General features: G+C 60.8%; 15 protein-coding genes. 14 read left to right on the top strand and 1 reads right to left on the bottom strand.

All coding sequences use genetic code 11. From position 1 onward, the window contains the following. The first annotated feature begins 192 nt into the window (after positions 1–192). The 5 genes from pilH to BUC36_RS13550 all read left to right on the top strand — a co-directional run bounded on the left by pilH (position 193) and on the right by BUC36_RS13550 (position 10,226). Positions 193–555, top strand: coding sequence for a twitching motility response regulator PilH (gene pilH, locus BUC36_RS13570; protein WP_073276043.1), 363 nt, complete (start codon positions 193–195; stop codon positions 553–555). A 17-nt stretch (positions 556–572) separates the two neighbouring features. After that, entirely contained in the window at positions 573–1,112 is a 540-nt protein-coding gene (locus BUC36_RS13565) for a chemotaxis protein CheW (protein WP_073276041.1), read from the top strand. 159 nt (positions 1,113–1,271) lie between these two features. Then, positions 1,272–3,416 carry a methyl-accepting chemotaxis protein gene (locus tag BUC36_RS13560; protein WP_073276039.1) on the top strand — a complete coding sequence of 715 codons (2,145 nt, stop codon included), beginning with the start codon at positions 1,272–1,274 and terminating at the stop codon, positions 3,414–3,416. A gap of 146 nt (positions 3,417–3,562) precedes the next feature. Further along, positions 3,563–9,685, top strand: coding sequence for an Hpt domain-containing protein (locus BUC36_RS13555; protein WP_073276037.1), 6,123 nt, complete (start codon positions 3,563–3,565; stop codon positions 9,683–9,685). A gap of 58 nt (positions 9,686–9,743) precedes the next feature. Further along, positions 9,744–10,226, top strand: coding sequence for a chemotaxis protein CheW (locus tag BUC36_RS13550; protein ID WP_073276035.1), 483 nt, complete (start codon positions 9,744–9,746; stop codon positions 10,224–10,226). 99 nt (positions 10,227–10,325) lie between these two features. Here BUC36_RS13550 and BUC36_RS13545 read toward each other — a convergent pair whose 3' ends face one another. Continuing rightward, positions 10,326–12,977, bottom strand: coding sequence for a penicillin-binding protein 1A (locus BUC36_RS13545; RefSeq protein ID WP_073276033.1), 2,652 nt, complete (start codon positions 12,975–12,977; stop codon positions 10,326–10,328). Positions 12,978–13,123: 146 nt separating this feature from the next. Between BUC36_RS13545 and BUC36_RS13540 the strand changes: the two genes are divergently transcribed. The 9 genes from BUC36_RS13540 (at position 13,124) to BUC36_RS13500 (ending at position 26,062) form a co-directional block, all read left to right on the top strand. Next, positions 13,124–14,200, top strand: a complete 1,077-nt coding sequence (locus BUC36_RS13540; protein WP_073276031.1) for a pilus assembly protein PilM — start codon at positions 13,124–13,126, stop codon at positions 14,198–14,200. A gap of 1 nt (position 14,201) precedes the next feature. Next, the gene (locus BUC36_RS13535; protein ID WP_073276029.1) at positions 14,202–14,780 is read left to right on the top strand and encodes a PilN domain-containing protein; all 579 of its coding nucleotides are present in this window, start codon (positions 14,202–14,204) and stop codon (positions 14,778–14,780) included. A gap of 12 nt (positions 14,781–14,792) precedes the next feature. Next, a complete protein-coding gene (locus BUC36_RS13530) occupies positions 14,793–15,410 on the top strand; it encodes a type IV pilus inner membrane component PilO (protein WP_073276027.1) in 618 nt (205 codons plus the stop codon). Continuing rightward, the gene (locus tag BUC36_RS13525; protein WP_073276024.1) at positions 15,407–15,937 is read left to right on the top strand and encodes a pilus assembly protein PilP; all 531 of its coding nucleotides are present in this window, start codon (positions 15,407–15,409) and stop codon (positions 15,935–15,937) included. Before BUC36_RS13530 ends, BUC36_RS13525 begins: the two co-directional genes overlap by 4 nt. Then, positions 15,937–18,141: a type IV pilus secretin PilQ gene (pilQ, locus tag BUC36_RS13520; protein WP_073276022.1), complete on the top strand. Its 2,205-nt coding sequence runs from the start codon at positions 15,937–15,939 to the stop codon at positions 18,139–18,141. Before BUC36_RS13525 ends, pilQ begins: the two co-directional genes overlap by 1 nt. Further along, positions 18,141–18,665: a shikimate kinase AroK gene (gene aroK, locus BUC36_RS13515; protein WP_200797281.1), complete on the top strand. Its 525-nt coding sequence runs from the start codon at positions 18,141–18,143 to the stop codon at positions 18,663–18,665. The genes pilQ and aroK overlap by 1 nt, the downstream gene beginning before the upstream one ends. A 96-nt stretch (positions 18,666–18,761) precedes the next feature. Continuing rightward, positions 18,762–19,847 (top strand): 3-dehydroquinate synthase, encoded by a 1,086-nt coding sequence (gene aroB, locus BUC36_RS13510; RefSeq protein WP_073276176.1) that lies wholly within the window; start codon positions 18,762–18,764, stop codon positions 19,845–19,847. Between the two features lie 326 nt (positions 19,848–20,173). Beyond that, positions 20,174–24,622: a glutamate synthase large subunit gene (gene gltB, locus BUC36_RS13505; RefSeq protein ID WP_073276018.1), complete on the top strand. Its 4,449-nt coding sequence runs from the start codon at positions 20,174–20,176 to the stop codon at positions 24,620–24,622. A 21-nt stretch (positions 24,623–24,643) separates the two neighbouring features. Further along, on the top strand, positions 24,644–26,062 hold the full coding sequence (locus BUC36_RS13500; RefSeq protein ID WP_073276016.1) for an FAD-dependent oxidoreductase: 1,419 nt from the start codon (positions 24,644–24,646) through the stop codon (positions 26,060–26,062). The last annotated feature ends 65 nt before the right edge of the window (positions 26,063–26,127 follow it).

The raw sequence follows: 26,127 nt of genomic DNA, 5'->3' as shown, positions 1-26,127 counted from the left end.
CTTGAGTGGGGTGCAGCGATGAATTGGCGGGGCCCCCTTCCGCTGCCTGACGGGTGCGGTGGGAGCGGTTAATCTGCTGAGAAGTGAGGTGGGCGCATGTCTGGAATGCCGCCTGCTAATAAATACAACAAACCAGCGCGGCGCGGGTAATACCCGCTGCTGTAACGGACGAGAAAATGTCGCGGGGGACAAATGGCAAGAGTATTAATCGTCGACGACTCTCCAACGGAAACGCACAAGCTGACCACGATTCTGGAAAAGAACGGCCACGCCGTGATCGCCGCCACCAACGGTGAAAGTGGCGTCGATGTGGCGCGCGAGCAGCGCCCGGACGTGATCCTTATGGATATCGTGATGCCGGGTCTCAATGGTTTTCAGGCCACCAGGCAGCTGAGTAAGGATGGCAACACCGCCGGCATTCCGATCATCATGGTCACTACCAAGGACCAGGATACCGACCGTGTCTGGGGTATGCGCCAGGGTGCTCGTGCCTACCTGACCAAGCCGGTGGACGAGAGCAAGTTGCTGGGTACCATTGAGGAGGTGTTGGCCTAACGGCCAACTGCAGACGAGTGCCGTCACAGACTCCCTATCTCGCACTGGTTGATATCGCCAGACGCGCCAAGGCGCAGGCCGCCGGCTTGCCCGGCCGCCAGGAAGTAAAACCCTACTGGACCGGTGTCGGTTTCTCCCTGTTGGGGCACCGCTTCGTCGCGTCAATGGACGATGTGGTGGAATTGCTTGAGGTGCCTCAGCACACGTTCATTCCGGGCGTTCAGCCCTGGGTTCGCGGTGTGGCCAACGTGCGTGGTCGCCTGCTGCCGTTGTTCGATCTGGCCGCTTTCTTTGGCGGTCATCTCAATGGTCCGCGCCAGCGCCGCCGGGTCCTGGTGGTGGAGCGTGACAAGACTTACGCCGGATTGATCGTCGATGAGCTACACGGCATGCAGCATCTGGTGCTCGAGTATGCCAAGGGGGCGCCCGGCGATCTGTCGGAGCCCTTTGCGCCGATGGTGAACGGCCAGTTTGTATTGCAGCAGGATCGCTGGCTGGTATTCGATATGCAGGCGCTGATCAGCGATTTTCAGTTTATGGATGCCGCGGCTCATTGATGGGGCGCGGCATTCTGGTTTCCTTAGGGGAAAATCCGGGGTGCCCGGCGACGGTGTGGTAATTCACACAATGGCTGTGAGGGCCGTTCCGGGCAAAGCGTTAATTAAAGTGGTGACAAGAAGAATTGGCCTGATGCACAGGTCCGCCAGGAGTAAATTATGAAAACAGGCTCCCAGAGTTCCTTTTCCGCGCTGCGCAGTAACCCTGCAGCGTTGTTTATGGGTCTGCTGGTACTCGCCACGCTGGCGGGGCTGATTGTCAGTATCTACCTGGTGCAGACCCAGGGCGATCGCGATAAAGAGTATCTGCAGCAAATCGCAGAACTTCGCGCTCTCTCCTATCAGGTGGTGTCACACGCGCCGGCAGCGACCGCCGGTGATGAAGAGGCTTTTGCCGAGCTGGAAAAGGTAATCGGCCAGATGGCCAGCACCTGGAACCAGCTGCAGGGAGCGGATGCGAGCTCCCGTCGCGCACTCGAATCGGAACTGGCGGCTTACGGTCAGATCTGGCGCCAGGTGCGCGAACAGGCGGATACGATCCTAGGCAACAAAGACTCGATTATCTTCCTGAACGATGTGGCGAGTACCCTGAATGACTCGCTGCCGGAACTGCAGGCAGAGCACAACAACATCGTGGAAATCCTGCTGGCCAACAACGCGCCGGCCAACCAGGTGGAACAGGCCCAGCTGCAGGTGTGGCGCGCGGAGCGCATCGGGCGAAATATCGACAAGATGCTGCAGGGCGGTGATGACGCCGAATCTGCCGCGGACCAGTTCAACACCGACGCCAGCCTGTTCGGTAAAGTCGTAGAGGGCATGAAGGGCGGTGACGTGGTCATGGGGATCTCCCGCGTGACCGATGAAGAGGCCCGCGAATCCCTGGACGAAATTACCGAGCTGTTTGAGTTCGTAAGTTCTTCAGTGCGCGAGATCTTCGAGGCGACCCCGGCGCTGTTCGCCACCCGCCAGGCTGCCGACGGCATCATCGCGTCGTCACCGCAGCTGCTGGAATCTCTCAGTACCCTGAATGACCGTATTGTAAGCCTCTCCGGCGAACGTCAGCCGAACAACCAGACGATCGCAATTATTGCCGGTGTGTTCGTGCTTCTGATCTTCGGCATGATGATCGCGGCTTTCTCCGGTACCCGCCGCAGCCTGCGTGAAGAGTCCGACACCAACGAGCGCAACCAGCAGGCCATTATGCAGCTGCTGGATGAGCTGGCCGATCTCGCGGACGGTGACCTGACCACCTCCGCGACGGTAACCGAAGCCTTTACCGGTGCGATCGCCGACTCCATCAACTACACGATCGACCAGCTGCGGGTCCTGGTATCGCGGATTAACGGCGCGGCCCAGGAAGTATCGGGCCTGTCCCAGGAAACCCAGCAGACCGCCCTGCACCTGGCCGAGGCCTCCGAGCACCAGGCCCAGGAAATTGCCGGCGCATCCGCGGCGGTGAACGAGATGGCGGTGACCATCGACCAGGTTTCTGCGAACGCCGCCGAATCGGCCCAGGTAGCGGAGCGCTCGGTACAGATCGCGAGCAATGGTGCCAAGGTGGTACAGAACACCATCAAGGGCATGGATACCATCCGCGAGCAGATCCAGGACACCTCCAAACGGATCAAGCGACTGGGTGAATCCTCCCAGGAGATTGGTGACATCGTAAGCCTGATTAACGACATTGCCGACCAGACCAACATCCTGGCCCTTAACGCTGCCATTCAGGCGAGTATGGCCGGTGACGCCGGTCGCGGCTTCGCGGTGGTAGCGGACGAGGTACAGCGCCTCGCGGAACGCTCCGCCGCGGCGACCAAGCAGATTGAAGGCCTGGTAAAAGCGATTCAGTCAGACACCAACGAAGCGGTTGTGTCGATGGAACAGACCACCACCGAGGTGGTGCGCGGTGCCCGTCTGGCCCAGGACGCGGGTGTTGCCCTGGAAGAGATCGAAACGGTATCGACCAACCTGGCATCCTTGATTCAGAACATCTCCAACGCGGCACGCCAGCAGGCTTCGTCCGCGGGCCACATCTCCAACACGATGAACGTGATTCAGGAGATCACCTCGCAGACCTCTGCGGGTACCCAGGCCACCGCCCAATCCATTGGTAACCTCGCCAAAACCGCCAACGCCCTGCGTGAATCCGTTGCCGGCTTCAAACTGCCGGAACAAGAGGCCGTTGAGGAGAGTGGCGATCTGTACGATGTCGAGTTGCCGGAAGTGGGTGACGACGATTTCCCGCTGCTGGATGGCGATGAGGCGACTGGTCTCGAGAAGCGCGACGACCGGGCCCTGGCCTGATCCGCGCAAGCGTGTTCGATGCCCGGTGCGAACGGCGTGATACCGGGCTGATGACGGCGCACGGAGTACCTTCCGGATCTGGCGGAATACAAAGCCGCACCGGGAGTATTGTGCCCGCGTACAGAGTGAATTACTGAGGACTTGGCGTGAGTCACGACAATCCGAACTTCCTGGCCCTGGACTGGCTTACGGGCGAAATCAACGAGACGCTGGCGCAGGCGCGTCAGCTGCTGGAAACCTTCGCCTCAGATTCCGCCGCGGACACGGCACCGTTGAAGAGCTGCCTGGAATTGATCCACCAGGTACACGGCAGCCTGCATATGGCCGAGCTCACGGGCGCCGCCATGCTCGCAGAGGAGATGGAGCAGCTAGTGCAGGCACTGGCCAGCGGTGAAGTCGAGAACAGTGACGAAACCCGTGAATTCCTCATGCGCGCTCTGCTCGAGCTGCCGCTGTATCTGGAAAAAGTCTCGTTCCAGCGCCGCGACAATGCGGTGCTGCTGCTGCCCCTGCTAAACGACCTTCGCGCGGTTCGCCGTGAGCGACTGATCACCGAGGGCGCGCTTTTTTCCCCGGATCTTTCTCCGCTGACTATCGCCAACGGCAAGCGCCAACCGCTGACCGCCGACAATGCCAAGCTGCAGGATCTGGTCGGCAAGCTGCGTAAGATGTACCACGTCGCGGGCGCTGGCCTGATTCGCGATGTCAACAGCGGTGAAAGTCTGGCCTACCTGGTCAAGGTGACTGAAAAGATGTCGCTGCTGTACAGCGGCAGCGTACGTCAGCCGTTGTGGCAGATTCTGCTTGGCCTCTTCGAGGCTATCGGCGAGCACCGTATCAGCGTCCTGCCGGCACTGCGCCAGCTGTTGCGTCGCGTCGATGTGGAGTTCCGCCTGTTGCAGGGGCGCGGCGCCAAAGTGCTGGACGCCGGGCTGGATCGCAACCTGGTGCGCAACCTGCTTTTCTATGTATATCTCGCCGGCCCCAGCGGAGCCCGCTGCCAGTCCCTTTATCAGCAGTTTGCACTCGACAGGGCGGTACCGGGTACTCCACGACCGGATACCGAAGATGCACTGGCTATGGGCCCCGAAGCGCTGGGCACGGCCGTGGTGGCGCTGCGCGAGGAATTGCAGTTGGTGCGCGATGCGCTCGAGCCGGGCACTGCCGGTGCAGAACGGGCGCCGCTGTCCGATACCGCCGCCATTGCCAAGCGGTTGGCGGATACCCTCGGCGTACTCGGTCTGGAAAGCCAGCGCGGTCGCGCCCGCGGCATCTATGAATGTCTGCGCGATGCGGCCCGCGGCGGCGACGTCGACGAGCTGCTGATGGTTGCGGCGGGAGAGCTGGTCCAGCTGGATTCCGCACTGGCCGCCAGCGTGACGCGCAACAAGGCGGTGGACAGCGACCAGCCGCTGATGGGCGATGCGACCGATACGGTTTTACGTGAGGCGCGCCTGGGGCTGGAGTCCGTGAAAGAGGCGGTGGTGGAGTACATCGCCAGCCACTGGGATGTCAGTTACCTGAACCGGGTTCCGGAGCGGCTGCAGGAAGTCTGCGGTGGCTTGGAAATGGTCGGTTACAGCCGCGCCAGTGAAATCGTCGGGGCCTGCAGGCGCTATATCTCCGAGCAGTTGATCGATGCGGCCGAGCAGCCGGAATGGAAGCTGCTGGATACCCTGGCCGATGCCATTACCAGTGTCGAGTATTACCTGGAGCGCCGTGCCGACGGTATCGAAGATGCCGATATGTTGTTGGCGCTGGCCGAGGACAGTGTCGCCACCCTGGGATTCGCGGTCACCGACGAGAGCCTGGTGGCGGCTGCCACAGCTGCCGATGGCTCCGCGGGCGACGACCGCCCCGGCTACAGTGCCGCGGATGAAGCGGCAGTCCTGGATGGTTTTACTCTGGATGGCGGTATTGCCGACGAGGAAGAGACTGCTACGCCAGCCGGCAGCCAGCCGGTAGCGCCTTCCGAAGAAGACAGCTGGTTTGACGTGGCCGAATTGGCGGCGTCCAGCGCGGTCGCTACTGCTCGCACAGACGATGCCGAGGCGGAAGCGCCGAGCACTGAATCCGAAGTGCCAGAAAGTGAGCCGGTGGCGGCAGTCGGAGAGCTCTCCGAGCCGACCATCGTCGAAGACGACGACAGCCTGATTGATGACGAGATCATCGAGATTTTTCTCGAGGAGGCGGAAGAGGTTCTTGAAACCATCGGCCAATACTTCCCCGAGTGGGCTGCCAACTTTGCCAATCAGGAAGCGTTGACAGAATTCCGGCGCGGCTTCCATACCCTGAAGGGTTCAGGCCGAATGGTCGAGGCACTCGAAGTCGGCGAGCTTGCCTGGGCCGTGGAAAACATGCTCAACCGGGTGCTCGACGAGACCGTCAAACCCCAGCGCGCGCATGCTGAACTGGTCGAACAGGTGCGGCAAAAACTGCCGTCCATGATTGAAGGCTTCCGTCTGCGCACAGGCGACCCGGACCCGGAAAGAACGGCGCAGCTGCAAGATTGGGCTCAGCAGCTGTCCCGCGGTGAGGTGCCTGCGGAACTGATGGCCGAATCCAAGACGGATACTCTGGCAGTCGCACCGGCAGAACCGGAAGAGGTTTTCGAGGGCGAAGACAACGATCAGCTGTGGGAAATCTTCGCGCAGGAAGCGGAAACCCACCTGGCGACGGTAGAAGAGTTCCTCGCCGACATGCGCGCCGCGGCGCCGCTGTACGGTGTGCCCTCGGATCCATTGCACCGCGCATTGCACACCCTGAAAGGCTCCGCGCATATGGCGGAAGTTACCGTGGTGGCGCAACTGGTGACGCCACTGGAGCGCTTCGCCAAGGAACTGCGCACTTATCAAGTGCCGATTGATGCAGATATCTACGAACTGATCAGCGATGCGGCTGATTATGTGCGCGAAGTACTGCAGCAGATCCGGGCCGGCGACGAGCTGGCGATCGAAAAATCCGAACAGTTCCTCGCCCGCGTCGCGGAACTCCAAGAGCGTGCCGTCGGCCACCTGATCCGCGAGCGCGAGGCCAACGAACCCAGGGCGGTCGATCCAGCGCTGTTGGCAGTGATCATGGCGGACGGCATGAAGGTGTTGCTGGACGCGGATCAGATGCTCAGCCAGTGGCGCGCGCAACCGGGTGACAAATCGTTGCTGATGCCGGTGGCCGAGGAACTGCATGTGCTTCAGGAGGCGGCCAGCCGCGCGCAACTGCCGACGCTGGCTGAATTGTCGCAACTGCTGTTCGATGTCTATCGCAGGGTAATTGACGGCTCGCTCGAAGAAGAGCCCGCACTGTGGGCTGCGCTGGAGCAGGGCCACAACGAATTGCTCGACCTTGTCGACGCTGTCGCGGCGGCCCAGGACCTGCCCGAGGTCAGTGAAGCTGTCGGCGAAGCGCTGCGCTATCTGGCACAGGGGGAGAGCGCCCCGAGCGAGGAGGACGATTACGACTGGTCCGAACTCGGTATAGACAGTGCCGACCTGCCAACTACCGACGAGAATGCGGTGGAACCCGGTGGCGCGGAGGAATCTCACTTCGGCGCGCTCAGCTTTGGTGAGCTGGTGCAGGCTGAGCAGCACGCCGGGATCGAACTGCCGGCCGCCGAAACTCCGGAAGAAATCACGGCAGACGTTGCGGCCGACTGGATTGATGTGCCGGCGATATCCGAGGTGGTTGCCGAGGCCTCGCCGGACGAGTTTGCCGAAGCCGCAACGGTTGCTTCCGGTGATGTTGACCTGCAGAAACTCCTGGCGGATATCGATCCGGACGTGGTCGATGTGTTTATGGAGGAGGCCGGTGACCTGACCGACGAGCTGGAAGAGTTGATCCAGACCTGGGAGCAGGCTCCCGACGACCGCAGTCAGGCGGAGGCCCTGAAGCGGGTTCTGCACACCTTCAAGGGCGGTGCCCGGATGGCCGGCCTTATGGGGCTGGGTGAAGTGGCGCACCGTTTCGAAACGGTGATCGAGGGAATGCAGGGTAGCGCACAGCCATCGGCAGAATTTTTTGCCGACGCCCACGCGATTTACGATCGCATTGCCGGTGGCGTCGAGACGGTGCGGGCCTGGATGAGCGGCGACCAGCTCGAGGCGTTTACACAGCTCCTCAGTGCGCACTGGGCAGACGAGCAGCTGGCCGAAGATGCCAATCCGGTGGACTACGGTATCGAGTCGCGGGACCTGCCGACGACTGCAGAATTCGGTGCCGATGCCGAATTTGAGCTGGTGACGGAAGAGCTGTCCGTACGGGATGAGGCCGAGGATAGCGGCGAACCCGACTTTGAGTCCGCCGCCCAGCTGCCGGAACCGGTTCAGGCCACTCCTGCCACGGAAGCGGGCAGCAATGTGCTGCCGTTTATTCGCAAGGACAACCGCGTCGGTGCGCGTGATTCCGCCGGCCCTGCAAGGGGCCAGCCCCAGGAAATGGTGCGGGTGGCGGCCGAGCTGCTCGAGGAACTGGTAAACCTCGCCGGCGAGACTTCGATCTCCCGTGGCCGCCTCGAGGAACAGGTAAGTGAGTTCGGCTTCGCACTCGATGAAATGGATGCGACGCTACATCGTTTGAATGAGCAGCTGCGCCGGTTGGATGCGGAAACAGAGGCCCAGATCCTGTTCCGCCAGGAACAGCTCGCGGAGCAGGAGGACTCCTTCGATCCGCTGGAGATGGACCGTTACTCGTCCCTGCAGCAGCTGTCCCGCTCATTGCTGGAGTCGACTTCTGACTTGATGGAACTGCGCTCCACCCTCGGTAACAAGACTCGGGATACCGAGACGCTGTTGTTGCAGCAGTCGCGGGTAAATACCGAGCTGCAGGAAGGCCTGATGCGCAGCCGCATGGTGCCCTTCTCCCGTCTCGTACCGCGCTTGCGCCGCATCGTGCGCCAGGTAAGCGCTGAGCTGGGCAAGCAGGTTGATCTGGTGTTCTCCAATGTCGAGGGCGAGCTGGACAGATCCATGCTCGAACGGATGGTGGCGCCACTGGAGCATATGTTGCGCAACGCGGTGGACCACGGTATCGAGATGCCCGCCGAGCGTATCGCTGCCGGCAAACCGGAGCGCGGCCGCATCAATGTGGTGCTGGCGCGCGAGGGCAGCGAGGTAGTGCTCAATATCAGTGATGATGGCGCCGGTATCAATCTGATGAGAGTGCGCGAGAAGGCAATTGAGAATGGCCTGATGCGCCCGGACGCCGAACTCTCCAACAACGAGATTATGCAGTTCATCCTGCAGGCGGGGTTCAGTACCGCAGACAAGGTCACGCAGATTTCCGGCCGCGGTGTCGGTATGGACGTGGTGTCTGCCGAGATTAAGCAGATCGGCGGCTCCGTACATATCAATTCGCAGGCGGGTCTCGGTACCGAGTTTGTCGTGCGCCTGCCATTTACGGTATCGGTCAACCGCGCACTGATGGTGAAGATCGGTGAGGACCTGTTCGCACTGCCGCTGAACACCATCGAGGGCATCGTGCGATTGAGCCCGTTTGAGCTGGAGCACTACTACCGCTCCAGTGACGCCCGCTTCGAATATGCCGGCGAGCCGTATCAGGTGAGTTACTTTGGCACGCTGTTGCAGTCCCAGGCGCAGCCGAAGCTGAGTGTCGAGGATATGCAGCTACCGGTGTTGCTGGTGCGCTCCGAGGGCCACGCGATGGCGCTGCAGGTGGATGCGATCATGGGCAGCCGCGAAATCGTGGTGAAGAGCCTGGGGCCGCAGTTTGCCAGTGTGCAGGGTGTTTCCGGCGCGACGGTGACAGGTGATGGCACCGTGGTGGTGATTCTCGATGCCCACGCGCTGTTGCGCCGCCAGGCCGCCCAATTGGCGCGCCCGGAAGTGCCGGTGCTGCAATTGGAGGCCAGCCCGGAGCCGCAGCCGCAGGAGCGCCAGCAGACGGTAATGGTGGTGGACGATTCGGTCACCGTGCGCAAGGTGACGTCCCGCTTCCTGGAACGGGAAGGCTATCTGGTCACTACGGCCAAAGACGGCCAGGATGCGGTGATCCAATTACAGGATCAGATTCCCGACCTGATTCTGCTGGATATCGAAATGCCGCGCATGGACGGCTTCGAGGTGGCACGTCATATTCGTTCCAGCAGTCGCCTGCGGGATATCCCGATCGTGATGATCACCTCGCGTACCGGTAAGAAACACCGGGATCACGCGATGTCACTGGGTGTGAACCACTACCTCGGTAAGCCCTACCAGGAAGAGGTGCTGTTGGCGGCCATCCGTGAATATACCGGTGAGTCGGCTGTCGGCGGCTAGTGATAGTAAACGTGCCCGGGCAAGTTGTTGCGGGCTGTAAATGCAAAAGAGATTGGCGATGAGTGGACTCGAAGCACTGCCAGTAGATGTCCCGCGGGAAGTCAGCAGCCTGCTGCTGCCTTTGGCGGATGGCCAGTTGCTGGTGCCGGTGGACACCCTGTCTGAGGTGATTGCAATACAGACGCCGGTGGCCGCTTACGATGCGCCGCCCTGGTACCTGGGTGAGCTGAACTGGCGGGAACAGCGTTTGCCGCTGTTGTCGTATGAAGTCATGCGAGGCCAGCCATTGACTGTCACCAGTGAGTCCGGACGCATCGCTGTCCTCAGCAGCGGTAATCCCCAGGGGGACTTGCCGTTCTTCGCCCTGGTATTGCAGGGCACCCCGCGCTTGGTGCGTGTCACGCCGGATGAGCTCAGCGAGCGCTCCCAGGCCTGTCAGCAGGGCGAGTTGATGCATGTGGCGCTTTCCGGAGAGGAGGCCGTCATTCCCGATTTGTCCGAACTCGAGCGGGCCTGTCTCGAATACCGCAGTCAGCGCTAGTTACCTGTACTTGCCGGCGGCGGTGAGCGCCGATAAAGACCGAAAAAAACGGGGCCAAATGGCCCCGTTTTTTTCGTCGCAAATTGTGCAGACAGAGCGTCAGAACAACTCTTCCGGCAGGGATTCGTTTGACTGGTCGTCCTGCGGCGTGTCGCCTCTGTCGTCAGAGTAGGCCGGCTGATAGGAGCTGTATGTCCCGCGACCTGGCACCTGGTTTGCCCGGAAAATCTCAAACATACCGCCGCTGGATGTCCGCAGCCCGGTACGCGGGTTGATGCGCACGGTCACGATATCGTCCGGCTGCGCCAGGTGGCGCTCGGGTAGGCCTTCCAGTGCGGTAGTCATGAAATCGATCCAGATCGGCAGTGCCGCGGAGCCGCCGTACTCGTTCTTGCCGAGTTCCCCGTTACTGTCGAAACCCACCCAGGCACTGGTGGCCAAATAGGGACTGTAGCCCGAGAACCAGGCGTCCCGCGGGCCGTTGGTGGTGCCGGTCTTGCCGGCGATATCGCCACGCTTCATGGCGAGCGCCTTGCGGCCGGTGCCCTTCTTGATCACGTCCTTCAGCATGGAGTCCATGATATAGGCGGTCTGGGCCGACATGGCGCGCGGCGCGCGCGGGCGCGCCTGTTCGGCGGTATCATCCAGGGGGCCCACAGCCAGGGTGCGCAGCTCCACCGGTTCTTCGCCCGGCTCCATCGCGCTTGCCTCCATTTGCAGATCCGCCAGATCCAGCGGTTCGCGGCTGAGCGGTTCACTACCGGGCTCCGGGCAGTCGTGACAAACCGTCAGCGGCAGCGCCTGGTAGACGGGCTCGCCGTACACGTCCAGCACCCTGTCGACCAGGTAGGGCTCGACGCGGAAGCCGCCGTTGGCAAATGCGGCGTATCCGCGCACCATTTCCAGTGGCGTCAGCGCCGAACTGCCGAGGGCGATTGTCAGGTTTCGCGCCAGCTTGCTGCGCTCGAAGCCGAAATGCTCTGTAAAACCGAGCGCATAATCGATGCCCAGGGCCTGCAGCAGGCGAATGGAGACCATGTTGCGTGACTTGTACAGGGCTTCCCGCAGCCGGGTCGGGCCGAGGAAGGTGCCGCCGTCGTTTTCAGGGCGCCAGACGTCCTGCAGGTTGGTTTCCTCGAAAATGATTGGAGCATCGTTGATGACGCTCGCTGCGGTGTAGCCCTTTTCGATCGCCGAGGCGTAAATAAACGGCTTGAAGTTGGAGCCGGGCTGGCGAGCCGCCTGGGTAACGCGGTTGAAGTGACTCTGGCGGAAGTCATAGCCGCCCACCAGAGCGCGGATAGCGCCGTCTTCCGGGGCCAGTGATACCAGGGCGCCCTGCGCCGCCGGTACCTGGGAAATATGCCACTCCTCGCGTACCTGGGCATCGGCACTGTCCACGCTAGCCTCACCCGGATCCGCAAAAGGGTCGGGCCCTGGTGTGGCGTTCTCGGCCAGGCCCTCGGTCGCGTCTGCGGCAGTCTCATTACCGGTGACCTCCACCCGGCGCAAACGCACTATGTCGCCCGGCGCAAACATCTCCTCGGCGGACTGCAGTCGCGGCCCGCGGGCATTTTCTGAGATATACGGGCGGATGGACTCCAGCCCGTTTTCCCAGGCGATCTCGACGACGCGCCGATCGCGCAGCTGCACCTGTAACCGCTGGGCCTCGACGGCGGTCACCACGGCGGGCTCCAACCCACCGAGAATGGGGATTTCATTGAGCAGATCGACCAGCTGGTCGCTGTCTTCCAGCAGTTGCGGGTCCAGGCGCTCCTCGGGACCGCGATAGCCGTGCCGGGCATCGTAGGTCTCGAGGCCGTGCTGCAGAGCCTTGCGTGCCGCGTCCTGCAGCTTGCTGTCCACGGTCGTGATGATCTGGTAGCCGTCGGTGTAGGCGCTGTCGCCAAAGAGCTCTACGGCCTCTTTGCGCGCCATTTCGGCGATATAGGGAGCGTCCAGGTCGAGATCTCGGCCGTGGTAGCTGGCTGTGACCGGGGCGGTAATAGAATTCTTGTACTCGTCCTGGTCGATATAGCCCAGCTCCAGCATGCGTTTCAGGATCCAGTTCCGGCGGACCAGTGCGCGGGTAGGGTTGGCAAGCGGGTTGTACGTGGACGGTGCCTTCGGCAGGCCGGCCATCATCGCCCATTGCGCCAGATTCAGCTCATTGATGTCGCGGCCGTAATAGACGTGCGCGGCGGCCTGAAATCCGTAAGCGCGATTACCGAGGAATATCTTGTTGATATAGAGTTCGAGAATGTCGTCTTTCGAGAGCTCTTGCTCAATCTGCAGCGACAGCAAAATCTCGTTGAACTTGCGTACGAAACGCTGCTCGCGGCTCAGAAAGAAGTTGCGCGCCACCTGCATGGTCAGGGTGCTGCCACCGGACTGGATAGAGCCGCTTTGCAGTAATTGTGAGGCAGCTCTCATTAGCCCTTTAATCGAAACGCCGTTATGGGAGTAGAATCCCGCGTCTTCGGCGGCCAGCACGGCCTTGATAAACTGCTCCGGCGTCTGTTCAATGGTGATGGGGTTCCGCCGTTTCTCACCGAACTCCCCGATCAGCTTCATATCCCGCGAGTAGACCCGCAGCGGGGTCTGTAGCCGTATGTCGCGCAGACTGTCGACCGACGGCAGGCCGGGCTTCAGGTAGAGATAGATGCTGGCAAAGGCCATGGCTGCAGCTGCGGCCCCGGCGAGGCCAAGCCAGAGCAATGAAAGCAGGCGATTGCGGGCTTTTTCGGTCATGGAAATGCTTCTGTGTACGTCTTTATAAGGTCAGGTGAATAATTATACGAATATTGTGCGCTGATACCTATGCAATTGCCGGTTGCAGCTGTAATTTAAAGTGCTATAACATCAAACTCTCATAACCCACGGAAAAGATAAGAAAAATGGGGATGCTCCCTTTTCTCAACAAAGGCCCTAAGGCCATGCTGGGACTCGATATTAGCTCTACAGCCGTTAAGTTGCTGGAGCTAAGTCGCAATGGCGACAAATACCGGGTTGAATGTTACGCCGTGGAGCCCCTGCCTCCGAATGCGGTGGTAGATAAGAATATCAATGATGTGGGTGCCACCGCGGAAGCGATTCGCAAGGTGGTGCGCCGTTCCAAGACGCGCCTGCGCCAGGCGGCGGTCGCGGTATCCGGCTCAGCGGTCATTACCAAGACCCTGGAAATGCCGGCCGATCTCTCCGAGGACGCCCTGGAGGCGCAGATTGCGCTCGAGGCGGACCAGTACATCCCCTACCCGCTGGACGAGGTGAATCTGGACTTTGAAGTTCAGGGGCCGTCGGAAAAGGGCGAGGGCCAGATGGAGGTTCTGCTGGCGGCATGTCGCAGCGAGAACATTGAGCAGCGCGTGTCCGCCATCACCGATGCAGATCTGCAGCCAGCGGTGGTTGATGTGGAAGCCTACGCCATAGAGCGCGCCTATACCCTGCTGGAACGCCAGTTTCCGCCCCAGGAGCAGCTGGTGGTGGCTGTCATCGATATCGGCGCGACCATGAGTGCCCTCTCCGTTTTGGTGGACGGCAAGACCGTGTACACCCGCGAGCAGCTTTTCGGGGGTCGCCAGCTGACTGACGAAATCCAGCGCCGCTATGGCCTGTCGGCAGAAGAGGCCGGGCTGGCCAAGCGCCAGGGTGGCAGCGGGCTGCCGGACGATTACTACCCCGAGGTGCTGGAGCCCTTCCGCGACGCGGTAGTCCAGCAGGTCACGCGTTCCCTGCAGTTCTTCTATTCCTCCACCTCCTACAGCGATGTCGATTACATATTGCTGGGCGGTGGTGTGGCAGCAATGGATGGCCTGGCAGATCTGGTCAGCCAGAAACTTAACAAGCCCACGGTCATTGCCAATCCGTTCCTGGATATGGCGGTGGCCTCGCGGGTCAACCGCCAGGCGCTGGCCACCGAAGCGCCGTCCCTGATGATTGCCGCGGGGCTGGCTATGCGCGAGAAGGAGTACTGATATGGCCAAGATTAACCTCTTGCCATGGCGCCAGGAGTACCGTGCGCAGAAGCAAAAAGAATTCCAGCAGGTTGCCGTATTGGTGGTGATCGCGGCCGCAATATCCACATTCCTGTGGATGAAGGCAGTGGACGGTCAGATCGCCAACCAGAATGAGCGCAACCAGCTGCTGCAGACAGAGATAGCGGCGCTCGACAAGCAAGTGCGGGAAATCAAGGACCTGAAGAAGCGTCGACAGGAGCTGATCGACCGCATGCGAGTCATTCAGGAGCTGCAGGGCAACCGTCCGCTGACTGTGCGCTATTTCGATGAGATGGTGCAGTCGGCTCCAGAGGGGCTCTGGCTAACCAGTCTGAAGCGACGCGGTAAATCCGTGGAAGTGGCCGGTGTTGCGGAGTCCAACAATCGCGTGTCTTCGTTTATGCGCAATCTGGACCAATCCGAATGGTACGAATCTCCAAATCTTACTGGAGTTACCGCCAAGCCGGAGTTCGGCGAACAGGCCAGCGCCTTCCAATTGACTGTAAACGTCAGCGGGCGCAAAAAAGATGAAGAAGAACAAGCTGACGCGCTTAATTAAAGGATCCTGACCATGGCTCTGGAGGATACGCTCAAGAAATTGAATGAACTCGATATCAACGATATCGATTTCTCGCGCGTTGGTGTCTGGCCGCTTGCCGGCCGAATCGCGCTATTGATTGTGATCGCTGCGGTATTGGTCGGCGGTGGTTATTACTTCCTGATCGGCGATCGCTATCAGACGTTGGAGTTTGCCGCCAATAAAGAAAAGGAACTCTTTACAACCTTCGAGAAAAAATCTTTTGAAGCCGCGAACCTGGACGCTTACCGCGAACAGCTGGCGGAAATGGAGGAAACCTTCGGCGCGCTCTTGAAGCAGTTGCCCAAGGACACCGAGGTACCCGGACTACTCGAAGACATCGATGAGTTTGGTCGCGGCAGCGGCCTCACGATTCAAAAGGTTGCCCTGGAAAATGAGCAGGTTGGCGAGTTCTATGTGGAGCTGCCGATTCGAATTGAAGTGGAAGGCGGTTACCACGAGTTCGGCGCCTTCGTCAGCGGTATTGCCGGTATGCCGCGTATCGTGACACTGCACGATTTCGATATTAATAGTGGCAAGAATGGCGCGCTGTTAAGTATGGTGATTAATGCCAAGACGTACCGCTACAAGGATCAGGGAGAAGAGGGATGATCAGGTACATAGCTCTTCTGTCGGCGCTCGTGGCTATGGCCGGTTGCAGCATAGATGGCAGTCATAGCGATCTGCGGCAGAAAATGGCCGCGGTGAAACATAAGCCCAAAGGGCAGATTGAACCAATCCCGACATTTACGCCGTATAGCCCTTATGTCTACAGCGCCGCGGCAAAGCGCAGCCCGTTTTCTCGCCCGATACTGGAATCCGATCAGCGTATAGTCGGCCGCCGCTTGGATGTGGCTCCAGACCTGAATCGCCAGCGTGAACTGCTGGAAGGGTACAATTTTGATGCGCTGGCCATGGTCGGCACTTTGTCGCGAGGCGGTCAGCTGTGGGCGCTGATCGACGACGGCGAAGGCGGTATTCACCGAATCACCATCGGCAATTTTGTCGGTAAGAATCATGGGCGGGTGGTGAATGCCACCTCTGCACAACTCGACGTTTTGGAAATCGTACCGGATGGCACCGGTGGCTGGATCGAGCGGCCGCGGGCACTGACTTTGGAAGAGAAGGACAACCGATAATGATCAACAAGCAACTCGCCAAAGTAATGGCTCCCATGCGGGTATTGTTGCTGGGTCTGGCATTGATGCCTGGGGTATTGCTGGCACAGGCCAATCAGCTGAATGACATCCAGTTCTCCGAGCTGCCGGGCAGTCGCGTACAGCTGCGGCTGACCTTCAGTGACGTACCTCCGGAGCCCACTGGCTACACCATCGAGCAGCCGGCGCGAATCGTGATGGACTTTGCCGGCGTCGAGAGTGCCCTGCCCCAGAAGAAATATTCCCTGGGAATCGGCGGTGCTCGCAGCGCGGTTATCGTGTCCAGCGAGGACCGCACCCGCCTGATCGTCAATCTGGATCAGTTGCCGGTCTACACCAGTGAGCGCAAGGGCAATCAGGTAGTGCTGGAAATCGGTGCCGATTCGGCGACCACCGCTTCCGTAGCCGCAGCGCCGACGAAAGCGACCCATGACAAGGGTCTGAATCTGGGCGGGCAAAAGCAGTTCCGCGCAGCCGGCAGCGTCGCCGTCAGCAACGTTGATTTCCGTCGCGGCGAGGGTGGCGAAGGCAAGGTGATTGTCAGCCTGACCGATCCCGCGGTAAATATCGATGTCGAGCGCACCAAGGGCAAGATCTTCCTGACCTTCCTCGGTGCCGAGCTGCCTGACTCGTTGCGTCAGCGCCTGGATGTCACCGACTTCGCCACACCGGTGAAAGCGATTACTGTCGATTACGATGGCCGCAACACCGTGATTTCCGTGGACCCAGCCGGAACGGACTACGACTATCTGGCCTATCAGGCGGACAACGAATATGTGCTGAGCGTAAAACCTCTGTCGGTTGCGGAAGTGCGCGAAAAGCAAAAAGAGTTCCAGTTTAGCGGTGAAAAACTGTCGCTGAACTTCCAGGATATTGAAGTGCGCTCGGTGCTGCAGCTGATTGCCGACTTCACCGACCTGAACCTCGTCGCCAGTGATACCGTGCAGGGCCGCATCACCCTGCGCCTGGACGGCGTGCCCTGGGACCAGGCGCTGGAGCTGATCCTGAAAGCGAAGGGTCTCGATAAGCGTCAGGAGGGCAATGTGATCATGGTGGCGCCGGCGGCTGAAATTGCCGAGCGCGAGCGCCAGGAGCTGGAGACGCGCAGGCAGCTGGAAGAGCTGGCGCCGCTGCGCACCGAATATATCCATGTGCGCTATGCGGATGCGCGTGAGCTGTTCACCCTGTTCTCCGGCCGTCAGGGCGGTGGTGGTGCCGGCCAGGGCAGTTTTGCCGGTGGCCGCGAAGATCAGAGCGAGCGCAGCATTCTGTCTGCGCGGGGCAGTGCCATTGTCGACGAGCGAACCAATACCATTATCCTGACGGATACCGAGGAGAAGATCGCCCAGTTCCGCGAATTGATCGAGGCCATCGATATCCCAATTCGCCAGGTGATGATCGAGGCCCGTATCGTCAATGCCAATACCGACTTTGCGCGGGAACTGGGTGTTCGCTGGAATTACACCGAGAGCCATCAGATCGATCCCGACAAGATCGGCATTGGCTCCGGTACCCAAGATGGTGGCCCGGTAATTGGCAATGGCTCTGTACCCAGCGTGTCTTCGCCGGTCAGTTTTCACGATTCGCCGCTGGTCGACCTGGGTGTTGCCAACCCGGCCGGTAGCGTCGCCTATGCCATCCTGAAAGATAACCTGTACTTGGGTCTCGAGCTCTCCGCGCTGGAGGATGTGGGCAAGGCGGAAATCGTCTCCCAGCCCAAGGTGGTCACCGGCGACAAGCAGGAGGCTACTATCCAGTCCGGTGTGGAGATTCCTTATCTGGAAGCGACCTCATCCGGTGCAGCCTCGGTGACCTTCCGCGAGGCCGTGCTGGAGCTGAATGTTGTTCCGCAGATCACGCCGGACAACAACATCATTATGGCGTTGAACATCGAGCAGAACAGCGTCGGTGAACTGTTTACCGACCTGGCCACCGGCAGCCAGATTCCCTCGATCAATATCAATGCGCTACAAACCAAGGTGCTGGTGCGCAACGGTGAAACCATCGTGTTGGGCGGCATTTTCGAGAGTCAGGTAATCGAGGGTGAGACCAAGATTCCGCTGCTTGGAGATATCCCCTACATCGGCAACCTGTTCAAGAATACCGTTCGCAATGACGACAAGCGCGAGTTGCTGATGTTCATCACCCCGCGCATCATGGATGAAGAGATCTACTACGGTAAGTGATCAGTCGCTCCATCTTCCTTGTCGGCCCCATGGGGGCCGGCAAGTCCACCATCGGCAAGTTGCTGGCGGCGCAGTTACAGCTGCCTTTTGCCGATTCCGACAAGGTCCTCGAAGACCGCACCGGTGCCGACATTCCCTGGATTTTTGACGTCGAAGGCGAAGCCGGCTTCCGCCGGCGCGAAAGTGAAGTCTTGCGGGATCTGTGCCTTGGGCCGACCCAGGTGATTGCCACCGGTGGTGGCATTGTGCTTCTGGAAGAGAATCGCCAGCGCTTGCGGAAATATGGTCTGGTGGTGTATCTGCAGGCGAGTGCCGATCAATTGCTTGAGCGCACCTCGAAAAACAGCAATCGCCCGCTGCTGAATGTGGCGGACCCGGGGGCGCGCATCATCGAGCTGCTGGAGCAGCGCGATCCGCTTTATCGCGAAGTCGCGGATATTATCTGCGATACCGACCACTGTACCCCCAAGCAGGCTGCACAGATGGTCGTCGAACGCCTGTCTCGGGACCCCGCCACTCAATAGCCGTCCTGCGACTGTGTGCTAAAGTGCGCTTCGGTTCGTGTCGGTTATATCGATGCGCGCAATTGAAGTTCAAGTTTGGCCAGCAAGGAGGGCGTCGTGCACTGCCTGAATGTGGAATTGGGGGAGCGCAGCTATCCCATCGTCATCGGGTCGCAACTTCTGGGCGATCCGCAGAATCTCCTTCCCTATATCCGCGGCCGCCAGGTCTGTGTGGTGACCAACGAAACGGTTGCGCCCCTGTATCTGCCGCAGCTGCTCGCAGCGTTGGCGGATTTCGACAAGGTTGACACCATCGAGCTTCCGGATGGCGAAGCCTTCAAGACACTCGACACCGTCAATCGCATCTTTGACCTCCTGCTCGAGCGTCGCCACAACCGCAGCACCACGCTGATTGCCCTCGGCGGCGGCGTGGTCGGCGATATGACCGGTTTTGCCGCGGCCTGCTACCAGCGGGGTGTCGACTTTGTGCAGATACCGACAACTTTGCTTGCCCAGGTCGATTCTTCTGTCGGCGGCAAAACCGGCGTCAATCACCCCCTTGGCAAAAATATGATTGGCGCCTTCTACCAGCCGCGTGTCGTCCTGGCCGATATGGCTACGCTGACAACACTGCCGGAACGCGAGTTTTCGGCGGGAGTCGCAGAGGTGATCAAGTACGGCCTAATTTGCGACGAGACATTCTTTTGTTGGCTGGAGGGCAATATCTCAAGACTCATGGCGCGCGATCCGCAGGCCCTCGCCTATGCGGTCGATCGCAGCTGTCGCGACAAGGCCGCCGTCGTGGCAGAGGATGAACGGGAGTCCGGGCGGCGGGCCATACTGAATTTCGGCCACACTTTCGGCCATGCAATCGAAGCCGTACAGGGATACGGCGCTTGGCTGCACGGCGAGGCGGTTGCTGCCGGGATGGTCATGGCGGCAGAACTCTCGCGGTTGCGTGGCGCTATCGATGCCGGGCTGATAGATCGTATCCGCGTGTTGCTGGAGGCGGCGCGATTGCCACAGGCAGCGCCTGCGGGCATGTTGACAGGAGAGTTTCTTGACGCGATGGCCGTTGACAAGAAAATAGTGGATGGCCGCCTGAGGCTGGTCTTGCTGAGAGCGCTGGGAGACGCGCAGGTCGTCGACGATACGCCAAAGGCACTGATCGAGCAGGCACTGAGACACTGCGGTGCCGTGTGATGCGCTGCATCACAATCTAAGCAAACGGAGGATCAATTAACAAAAACGTTCGCCGCAAGAAGATAAGTCGGTTTTTTGCCGGGTAGGCAGACGATATATCTGTCAAATCTTGCAATTGCAGTGCGTCACAAGTAGTATTGCCCGCCCCCTTGGAAAATTCGAGGGGCATAACAAGTCCAAGAAAAACAAAAAAAAGCCCCGCATGCGGGCTTTTTTTGTCTGGGGTACGGAAGTGTGCAGCGCATCGCGATGACTCCGGCCTCCCCCAAAACACGGCAAGAGCGCTCGTGTCGGGTCCCCCCCAAACGATAACGATGAGGAATTCTATGGGTAGCGGTCTGTATCGGTTGGATGAGTTCAAGGACAACTGCGGATTTGGCCTGATCGCGCACTTGAAAGGCGAGGCCAGCCACAAGCTGGTGCAGACGGCCATTGAGTCCCTGACCTGTATGACGCACCGTGGCGGCATCGCCGCCGACGGTAAGACCGGCGATGGTTGCGGCCTGCTGCTGCAGAAACCTGACGCCTTTCTGCGCGCCGAAGCCCGCGACTTGCTCGGCGTGGATCTGACAGATGCCTATGCCGTGGGCGCCATCATGCTGCCGCTGGATGAGACGGCAGCGCAGTCTGCGCGCGAGGTTCTCGAGCGCGAACTGCAGGCCCAGGGGCTGCGTGTGGCCGGCTGGCGCGCGGTGCCAACCAATCCCGAGTGCCTCGGCCCGATCGCGCGGGAGTCGCTGCCGCGATTCGAACACCTCCTCGTCAACGATGCGGAGCAGCCGCTCGGTGAGGCCAGGTTCAATGCGCGTCTTTTCGTGGCCCGCCGCAGGGCTGAGCAGCAGCTGGGGGCGGACGTCTATATCGCCAGTCTCTCCACCAGCGTGTTGTCCTACAAAGGACTGATGATCCCCTCCGACCTGCCGAAATTTTTTCCGGAGCTGGCCGATCCGCGCCTGGAAACCGCCATCTGCGTGTTCCACCAGCGCTTCTCTACCAACACCATGCCGCGCTGGCCACTGGCGCAGCCGTTTCGCCTGCTCGCCCACAACGGCGAGATCAACACTATCACCGGTAACCGCAACTGGTCGGTGGCGCGCACGAGCAAATTTGCCACCGACCTGATTCCGGAATTGGCCGAACTGGCGCCGCTGGTAAATCGCGAGGGCTCGGACTCCTCCAGCCTCGACAATATGCTGGAAATGCTGACTGCCGGTGGCATGGAGTTGCACCGCGCCGTGCGCATGCTGGTACCGCCGGCCTGGCAGAACGTCGAGGATATGGATGCCGATCTGCGCGCCTTCTATGAATATATTTCCATGCATATGGAGCCGTGGGATGGTCCCGCCGGTTTGGTGATGACCGATGGCCGTTATGCCGTCTGTACGCTCGACCGCAACGGCCTGCGTCCGTCGCGCTGGGTAATCACCAAGGATGATGTCATTACCGTCGCCTCGGAAATCGGCGTGTACGACTACGCGCCCGAAGATGTCGTGGCCAAGGGGCGCCTGGGACCGGGTCAGATGCTGTCGGTGGATACCCGCGAGGGCAAATTGCATCACACCGCCGACATCGACAATATGCTCAAGCGCTCCCAGCCCTATAAGCGCTGGCTGAAGGACAAGGCGCGCCGCATTCGCTCCACGCTGGTGACGGCACCGGTGGACAACAACTTCTCCTATGAACAGTTCAAGGTCTACCAGAAGTTGTTCAGCTCCTCGCTCGAAGAGCGCGACAGGGTCGTGCGGCCGATGGCCGAGGCCGGTCAGGAAGCCGTCGGTTCGATGGGCGATGACACGCCGATGGCGGTACTGTCGCGCCACAACCGCTCGCTGTTCGACTACTTCCGCCAGCAGTTCGCCCAGGTGACCAATCCGCCGATCGACCCGCTGCGGGAGACGGTGGTGATGTCGCTGGAGACCTGTCTCGGACGGGAGAAATCGGTCTTCGAGGAGACGCCGGAACACGCCGACCGGGTGATCCTGTCGTCGCCGGTGCTGTCCCACATGAAGTACACGGCGCTGCTGGAACTGGATCGCCCCGGGTTTGAGGCGAAGATCTTCGACCTCAACTTCGACCCGGCGCAGCTGGACCTAAAAAGCGCAATCGAAAAGCTCTGCGCCGATGTCGAGGCGTCCGTGCGCGCCGGCACCGTAATCGTGGTGCTGTCCGACCGCAATATTCGCGAGGAGCGACTGCCGATCGACGCGCTGCTCGCCACCGGCGCGGTGCACCACCATCTGGTACACGCCGGCCTGCGTTGCGACTCCAACGTCGTGGTAGATACCGCCAGTGCCCGCGATGCCCACCAGCTGGCCTGTCTCATCGGTGTCGGTGCTACTGCGGTGCACCCTTATTTCTCCTACAGCATCATCAACCACCTGATCGAGACCGGCGAGCTGTTGCTCGACGCGGCCGAGGCGCAGAAAAATTACCGCAACGGCATCATCAAGGGCCTGTTGAAAATCCTGTCCAAGATGGGTATTTCCACTGTTGCCTCCTACCGCGGTGCACTGCTGTTTGAACTGGTCGGCCTGGCGCAGCCAGTGGTCGACCTGTGTTTCCCCGGTGCGCCAAGCCGCATCGAAGGCGCCGGTTTCGCCGAGCTGCAGCGGGACATGGCCGCGCGCGCCAATCTCGCCTGGAAGCCGCGCAAGCCGGTCTCCCCGGGTGGCATGCACAAGTTTGTCTACGGGCAGGAGTACCACACCTTTAATCCAGACGTGGTGGATACCCTGCGCCGTGCCGCGCGCACCGGCGACTACTCCGCCTGGCGCGATTACTCCGAGCTGGTGAATCGACGCCCGGTGGCGACACTGCGCGATCTGCTCGATTTCAAAGAGGGCCTGGAGCCGATTCCGCTGGAGGAGGTTGAGTCGGCGGAGAATATCCTACGCCGCTTCGACTCCGCCGCCATGTCGCTCGGTGCCCTGTCGCCAGAAGCGCACGAATCCCTGGCCCAGGCCATGAACCGCCTCGGCGGCCGCTCCAACAGCGGCGAGGGCGGCGAGGATCCCGCGCGCTTCGGCACCGACAAGGTCTCCAAAATCAAACAGGTGGCATCGGGCCGCTTTGGCGTGACGCCGCACTACCTGGTCAACGCCGAGGTGCTGCAGATCAAGATTGCCCAGGGCGCCAAGCCCGGCGAAGGCGGCCAGCTGCCGGGTGGCAAGGTCAACGACCTGATCGCGCGCCTGCGCTACTCGGTGCCCGGTGTGACTCTGATCTCGCCGCCTCCGCACCACGATATCTACTCGATCGAGGACCTGGCGCAGCTGATCTATGACCTCAAGCAGATCAACCCGGACGCGCTGGTATCGGTGAAGCTGGTATCGCGCCCGGGTGTCGGCACCATCGCCGCGGGTGTGGCCAAGGCCTATGCCGATCTGATCACCATCTCCGGTTATGACGGTGGCACCGCGGCCAGCCCGATCACCTCGATCCGTTATGCCGGTTCGCCGTGGGAACTGGGCCTGGCGGAAACCCACCAGACACTGCGCGCCAACGACCTGCGCGACAAGGTGCGGGTGCAGACCGACGGCGGCCTGAAGACCGGCCTGGATGTGGTCAAGGCGGCCATTCTCGGCGCCGAGAGCTTCGGTTTTGGTACGGCGCCGATGGTGGCGCTGGGCTGTAAATACCTGCGCATCTGCCACCTGAACAACTGCGCCACCGGTGTGGCGACCCAGAACAAGGACCTGCGTGACGAGCACTATATCGGCACGGCGGAGATGGCGATGAACTTCTTCCGCTTTGTCGCCGAAGAGACCCGCGAGTGGATGGCGCGTCTCGGCGTGCGCACCATCGAGGAGCTGGTCGGGCGCGTGGATCTGTTGCGTGTGCTCGAAGGCGAGACCGACAAGCACAGGAAGCTGGATCTGTCGCCGCTGCTGCACACTGATGCGCTGCTGGATAGCAAACCGCAGACCTGCCAGTTGCCGAAGAATGAGCCCTGGGACAAGGGCGAGCTGGCTGAGCGCATGGTGGCGGAGATTCTGCCGGCGATCGAGCATCTTTCCGGCGGTGACTACAGCTACCGGGTCACCAACTGCGACCGGTCCATCGGTGCGCGCCTTTCCGGCGAGATCGCCAAGCGCCACGGCAACCAGGGCATGGTGGATGCGCCGGTGAAACTGCACCTGACAGGGGTCGCCGGCCAGTCCTTTGGCGTCTGGAACGCGGGCGGCCTGGAAATGTACCTGGAGGGCGATGCCAACGACTATGTCGGCAAGGGTATGGCCGGCGGCAAGCTGGTGATACGCCCGCCGCAAAACAGCGCCTTTGCCTCCCAGGACACCAGCATTATTGGCAATACCTGCCTCTACGGTGCCACTGGTGGCAAGCTGTTTGCCGCGGGACGTGCCGGTGAGCGCTTCGCCGTGCGGAACTCCGGCGCCTATACGGTGGTGGAAGGCGCCGGTGATCACTGCTGTGAATATATGACCGGTGGTCTAGTCGCGGTACTCGGCAGTACCGGCTACAACTTCGGTGCTGGTATGACCGGTGGCTTCGCCTATGTGCTGGACCTGAAGCGCAATTTCTTCGACAAATGCAACCACGAGCTGATCGAGCTGCGCCGTATCAGCAGTGAGTCTCTGGAACCCTACCAGAGTCACCTGCGCGAGGTGATCGAGGAGTACGCCGCGGAAACCGGCAGCGAGTGGGGCGCGGAGTTGCTGGACAACTTCGATGACTACCTGAGCAAGTTCTGGCTGGTCAAGCCCAAGGCGGCGAGCCTCGCCGGCCTGCTGTCCGATGTGCGCAAGCGCGGTGAATAAGGGAAGGGTGGAGAGAAGTTTATGAAAGAGAGACTGAGTAACGACTTCCAGTTTATCGACGTGGGCCGCATGGACCCGCCGAAAAAGGACATCATCACCCGCACCAACGAGTTCGTGGAGATCTACCAGCCATTCAGCGAGCGCCAGGTGGCCAGCCAGGCGCATCGCTGCCTGGACTGCGGCAATCCCTACTGCGAGACCGGCTGTCCGGTGCACAACTACATCCCCAACTGGCTGAAGCTGGTCACCGACGGCAACGTCATGGCGGCGGCCGAGCTCTGTCACCAGACCAACACACTGCCGGAAGTGTGCGGCCGCGTGTGTCCGCAGGACCGCCTGTGTGAGGGCGCCTGTACCCTGAATGACGGCTTCGGCGCCGTGACTATCGGCAATGCGGAAAAGTACATCACCGACACCGCTTTCGCGCTGGGCTGGCGACCGGATCTCAGCCATGTGGAAAAGACGGATAAACGGGTGGCGGTGATCGGCGCCGGCCCCGCGGGTCTCGGCTGTGCCGACGTACTGGTGCGCAACGGCGTGCAACCGGTGGTCTTCGATAAATACCCGGAGATCGGCGGCCTGATTACCTTCGGTATTCCGGAATTCAAGCTGGAAAAATCGGTGATGCAGAAGCGTCGCGAAATCTTTACCGATATGGGCATTGAGTTCTGCCTCAACACCGAGGTCGGCAAGGACATCAGCTTCGAGCAGTTGCTCAATGACTACGACGCCGTGTTTATGGGCATGGGTACCTACAACTACATGAAAGGCGGCTTCCCCGGTGAAGATCTTCCCGGTGTTCACGATGCGCTGCCGTTCCTGGTGGCGAACGTGAATCGCAATATGGGCTGGGAAAAAAATCCGGATGAGTTTATTTCCGTCGAGGGCAAGCGCGTCGTAGTGCTCGGCGGTGGCGATACCGCGATGGACTGCAACCGCAGCTCCATCCGTCTCGGTGCCAAAAGTGTGACCTGCGCCTACCGCCGGGATGAGGAAAATATGCCGGGCTCGCGCCGCGAAGTGGCCAATGCCAAGGAAGAGGGTGTCCGCTTCCTGTTTAACCGGCAGCCGGTGGAAATCACTGGCGACGGCAAGGTAAGCGGCGTGAAGGTGGTGACCACCCAACTCGGCGAGCCGGATGAAAACGGCCGCCGCCGCCCGCAGGTGGTGCCGGGTTCCGAAGAGATTATCCCGGCGGATATTGTGCTGGTGGCCTTCGGCTTCCGCCCCAGTCCGGCGGAGTGGTTTGGGGAGCACGATATTGACGTGGCGGACTGGGGCGGCGTCGTGGCGCCGGAACAGCAGCAGTTCAAGTTCCAGACTTCCAACGCCAAGGTCTTCGCCGGCGGCGATATGGTGCGCGGCTCGGATCTGGTCGTCACCGCAATCTGGGAGGGGCGTCAGGCCGCCGAGGGTATCCTCGACTACCTCGATGTCTGATCCCGGGATCGCTGGGAGTGTCGAGCCCCGGCTCGGTTCGCGGGCCGCAGGCCCGCCCTTGAACG

The sequence above is a fragment of the Microbulbifer donghaiensis genome (assembly GCF_900129095.1).
GTDB lineage: Bacteria > Pseudomonadota > Gammaproteobacteria > Pseudomonadales > Cellvibrionaceae > Microbulbifer > Microbulbifer donghaiensis.
This window is presented reverse-complemented; position numbering and strand designations above follow the sequence as displayed.

Coding starts and splice junctions, on each gene's coding strand:
- pilH (WP_073276043.1), top strand. CDS start 193: ATGGCAAGAGTATTAATCGTCGACGACTCTCCAACGGAAACGCACAAG.
- BUC36_RS13560 (WP_073276039.1), top strand. CDS start 1,272: ATGAAAACAGGCTCCCAGAGTTCCTTTTCCGCGCTGCGCAGTAACCCT.
- BUC36_RS13550 (WP_073276035.1), top strand. CDS start 9,744: ATGAGTGGACTCGAAGCACTGCCAGTAGATGTCCCGCGGGAAGTCAGC.
- BUC36_RS13545 (WP_073276033.1), bottom strand. CDS start 12,977: ATGACCGAAAAAGCCCGCAATCGCCTGCTTTCATTGCTCTGGCTTGGC.
- BUC36_RS13540 (WP_073276031.1), top strand. CDS start 13,124: ATGGGGATGCTCCCTTTTCTCAACAAAGGCCCTAAGGCCATGCTGGGA.
- BUC36_RS13535 (WP_073276029.1), top strand. CDS start 14,202: ATGGCCAAGATTAACCTCTTGCCATGGCGCCAGGAGTACCGTGCGCAG.
- BUC36_RS13530 (WP_073276027.1), top strand. CDS start 14,793: ATGGCTCTGGAGGATACGCTCAAGAAATTGAATGAACTCGATATCAAC.
- BUC36_RS13525 (WP_073276024.1), top strand. CDS start 15,407: ATGATCAGGTACATAGCTCTTCTGTCGGCGCTCGTGGCTATGGCCGGT.
- pilQ (WP_073276022.1), top strand. CDS start 15,937: ATGATCAACAAGCAACTCGCCAAAGTAATGGCTCCCATGCGGGTATTG.
- gltB (WP_073276018.1), top strand. CDS start 20,174: ATGGGTAGCGGTCTGTATCGGTTGGATGAGTTCAAGGACAACTGCGGA.
- BUC36_RS13500 (WP_073276016.1), top strand. CDS start 24,644: ATGAAAGAGAGACTGAGTAACGACTTCCAGTTTATCGACGTGGGCCGC.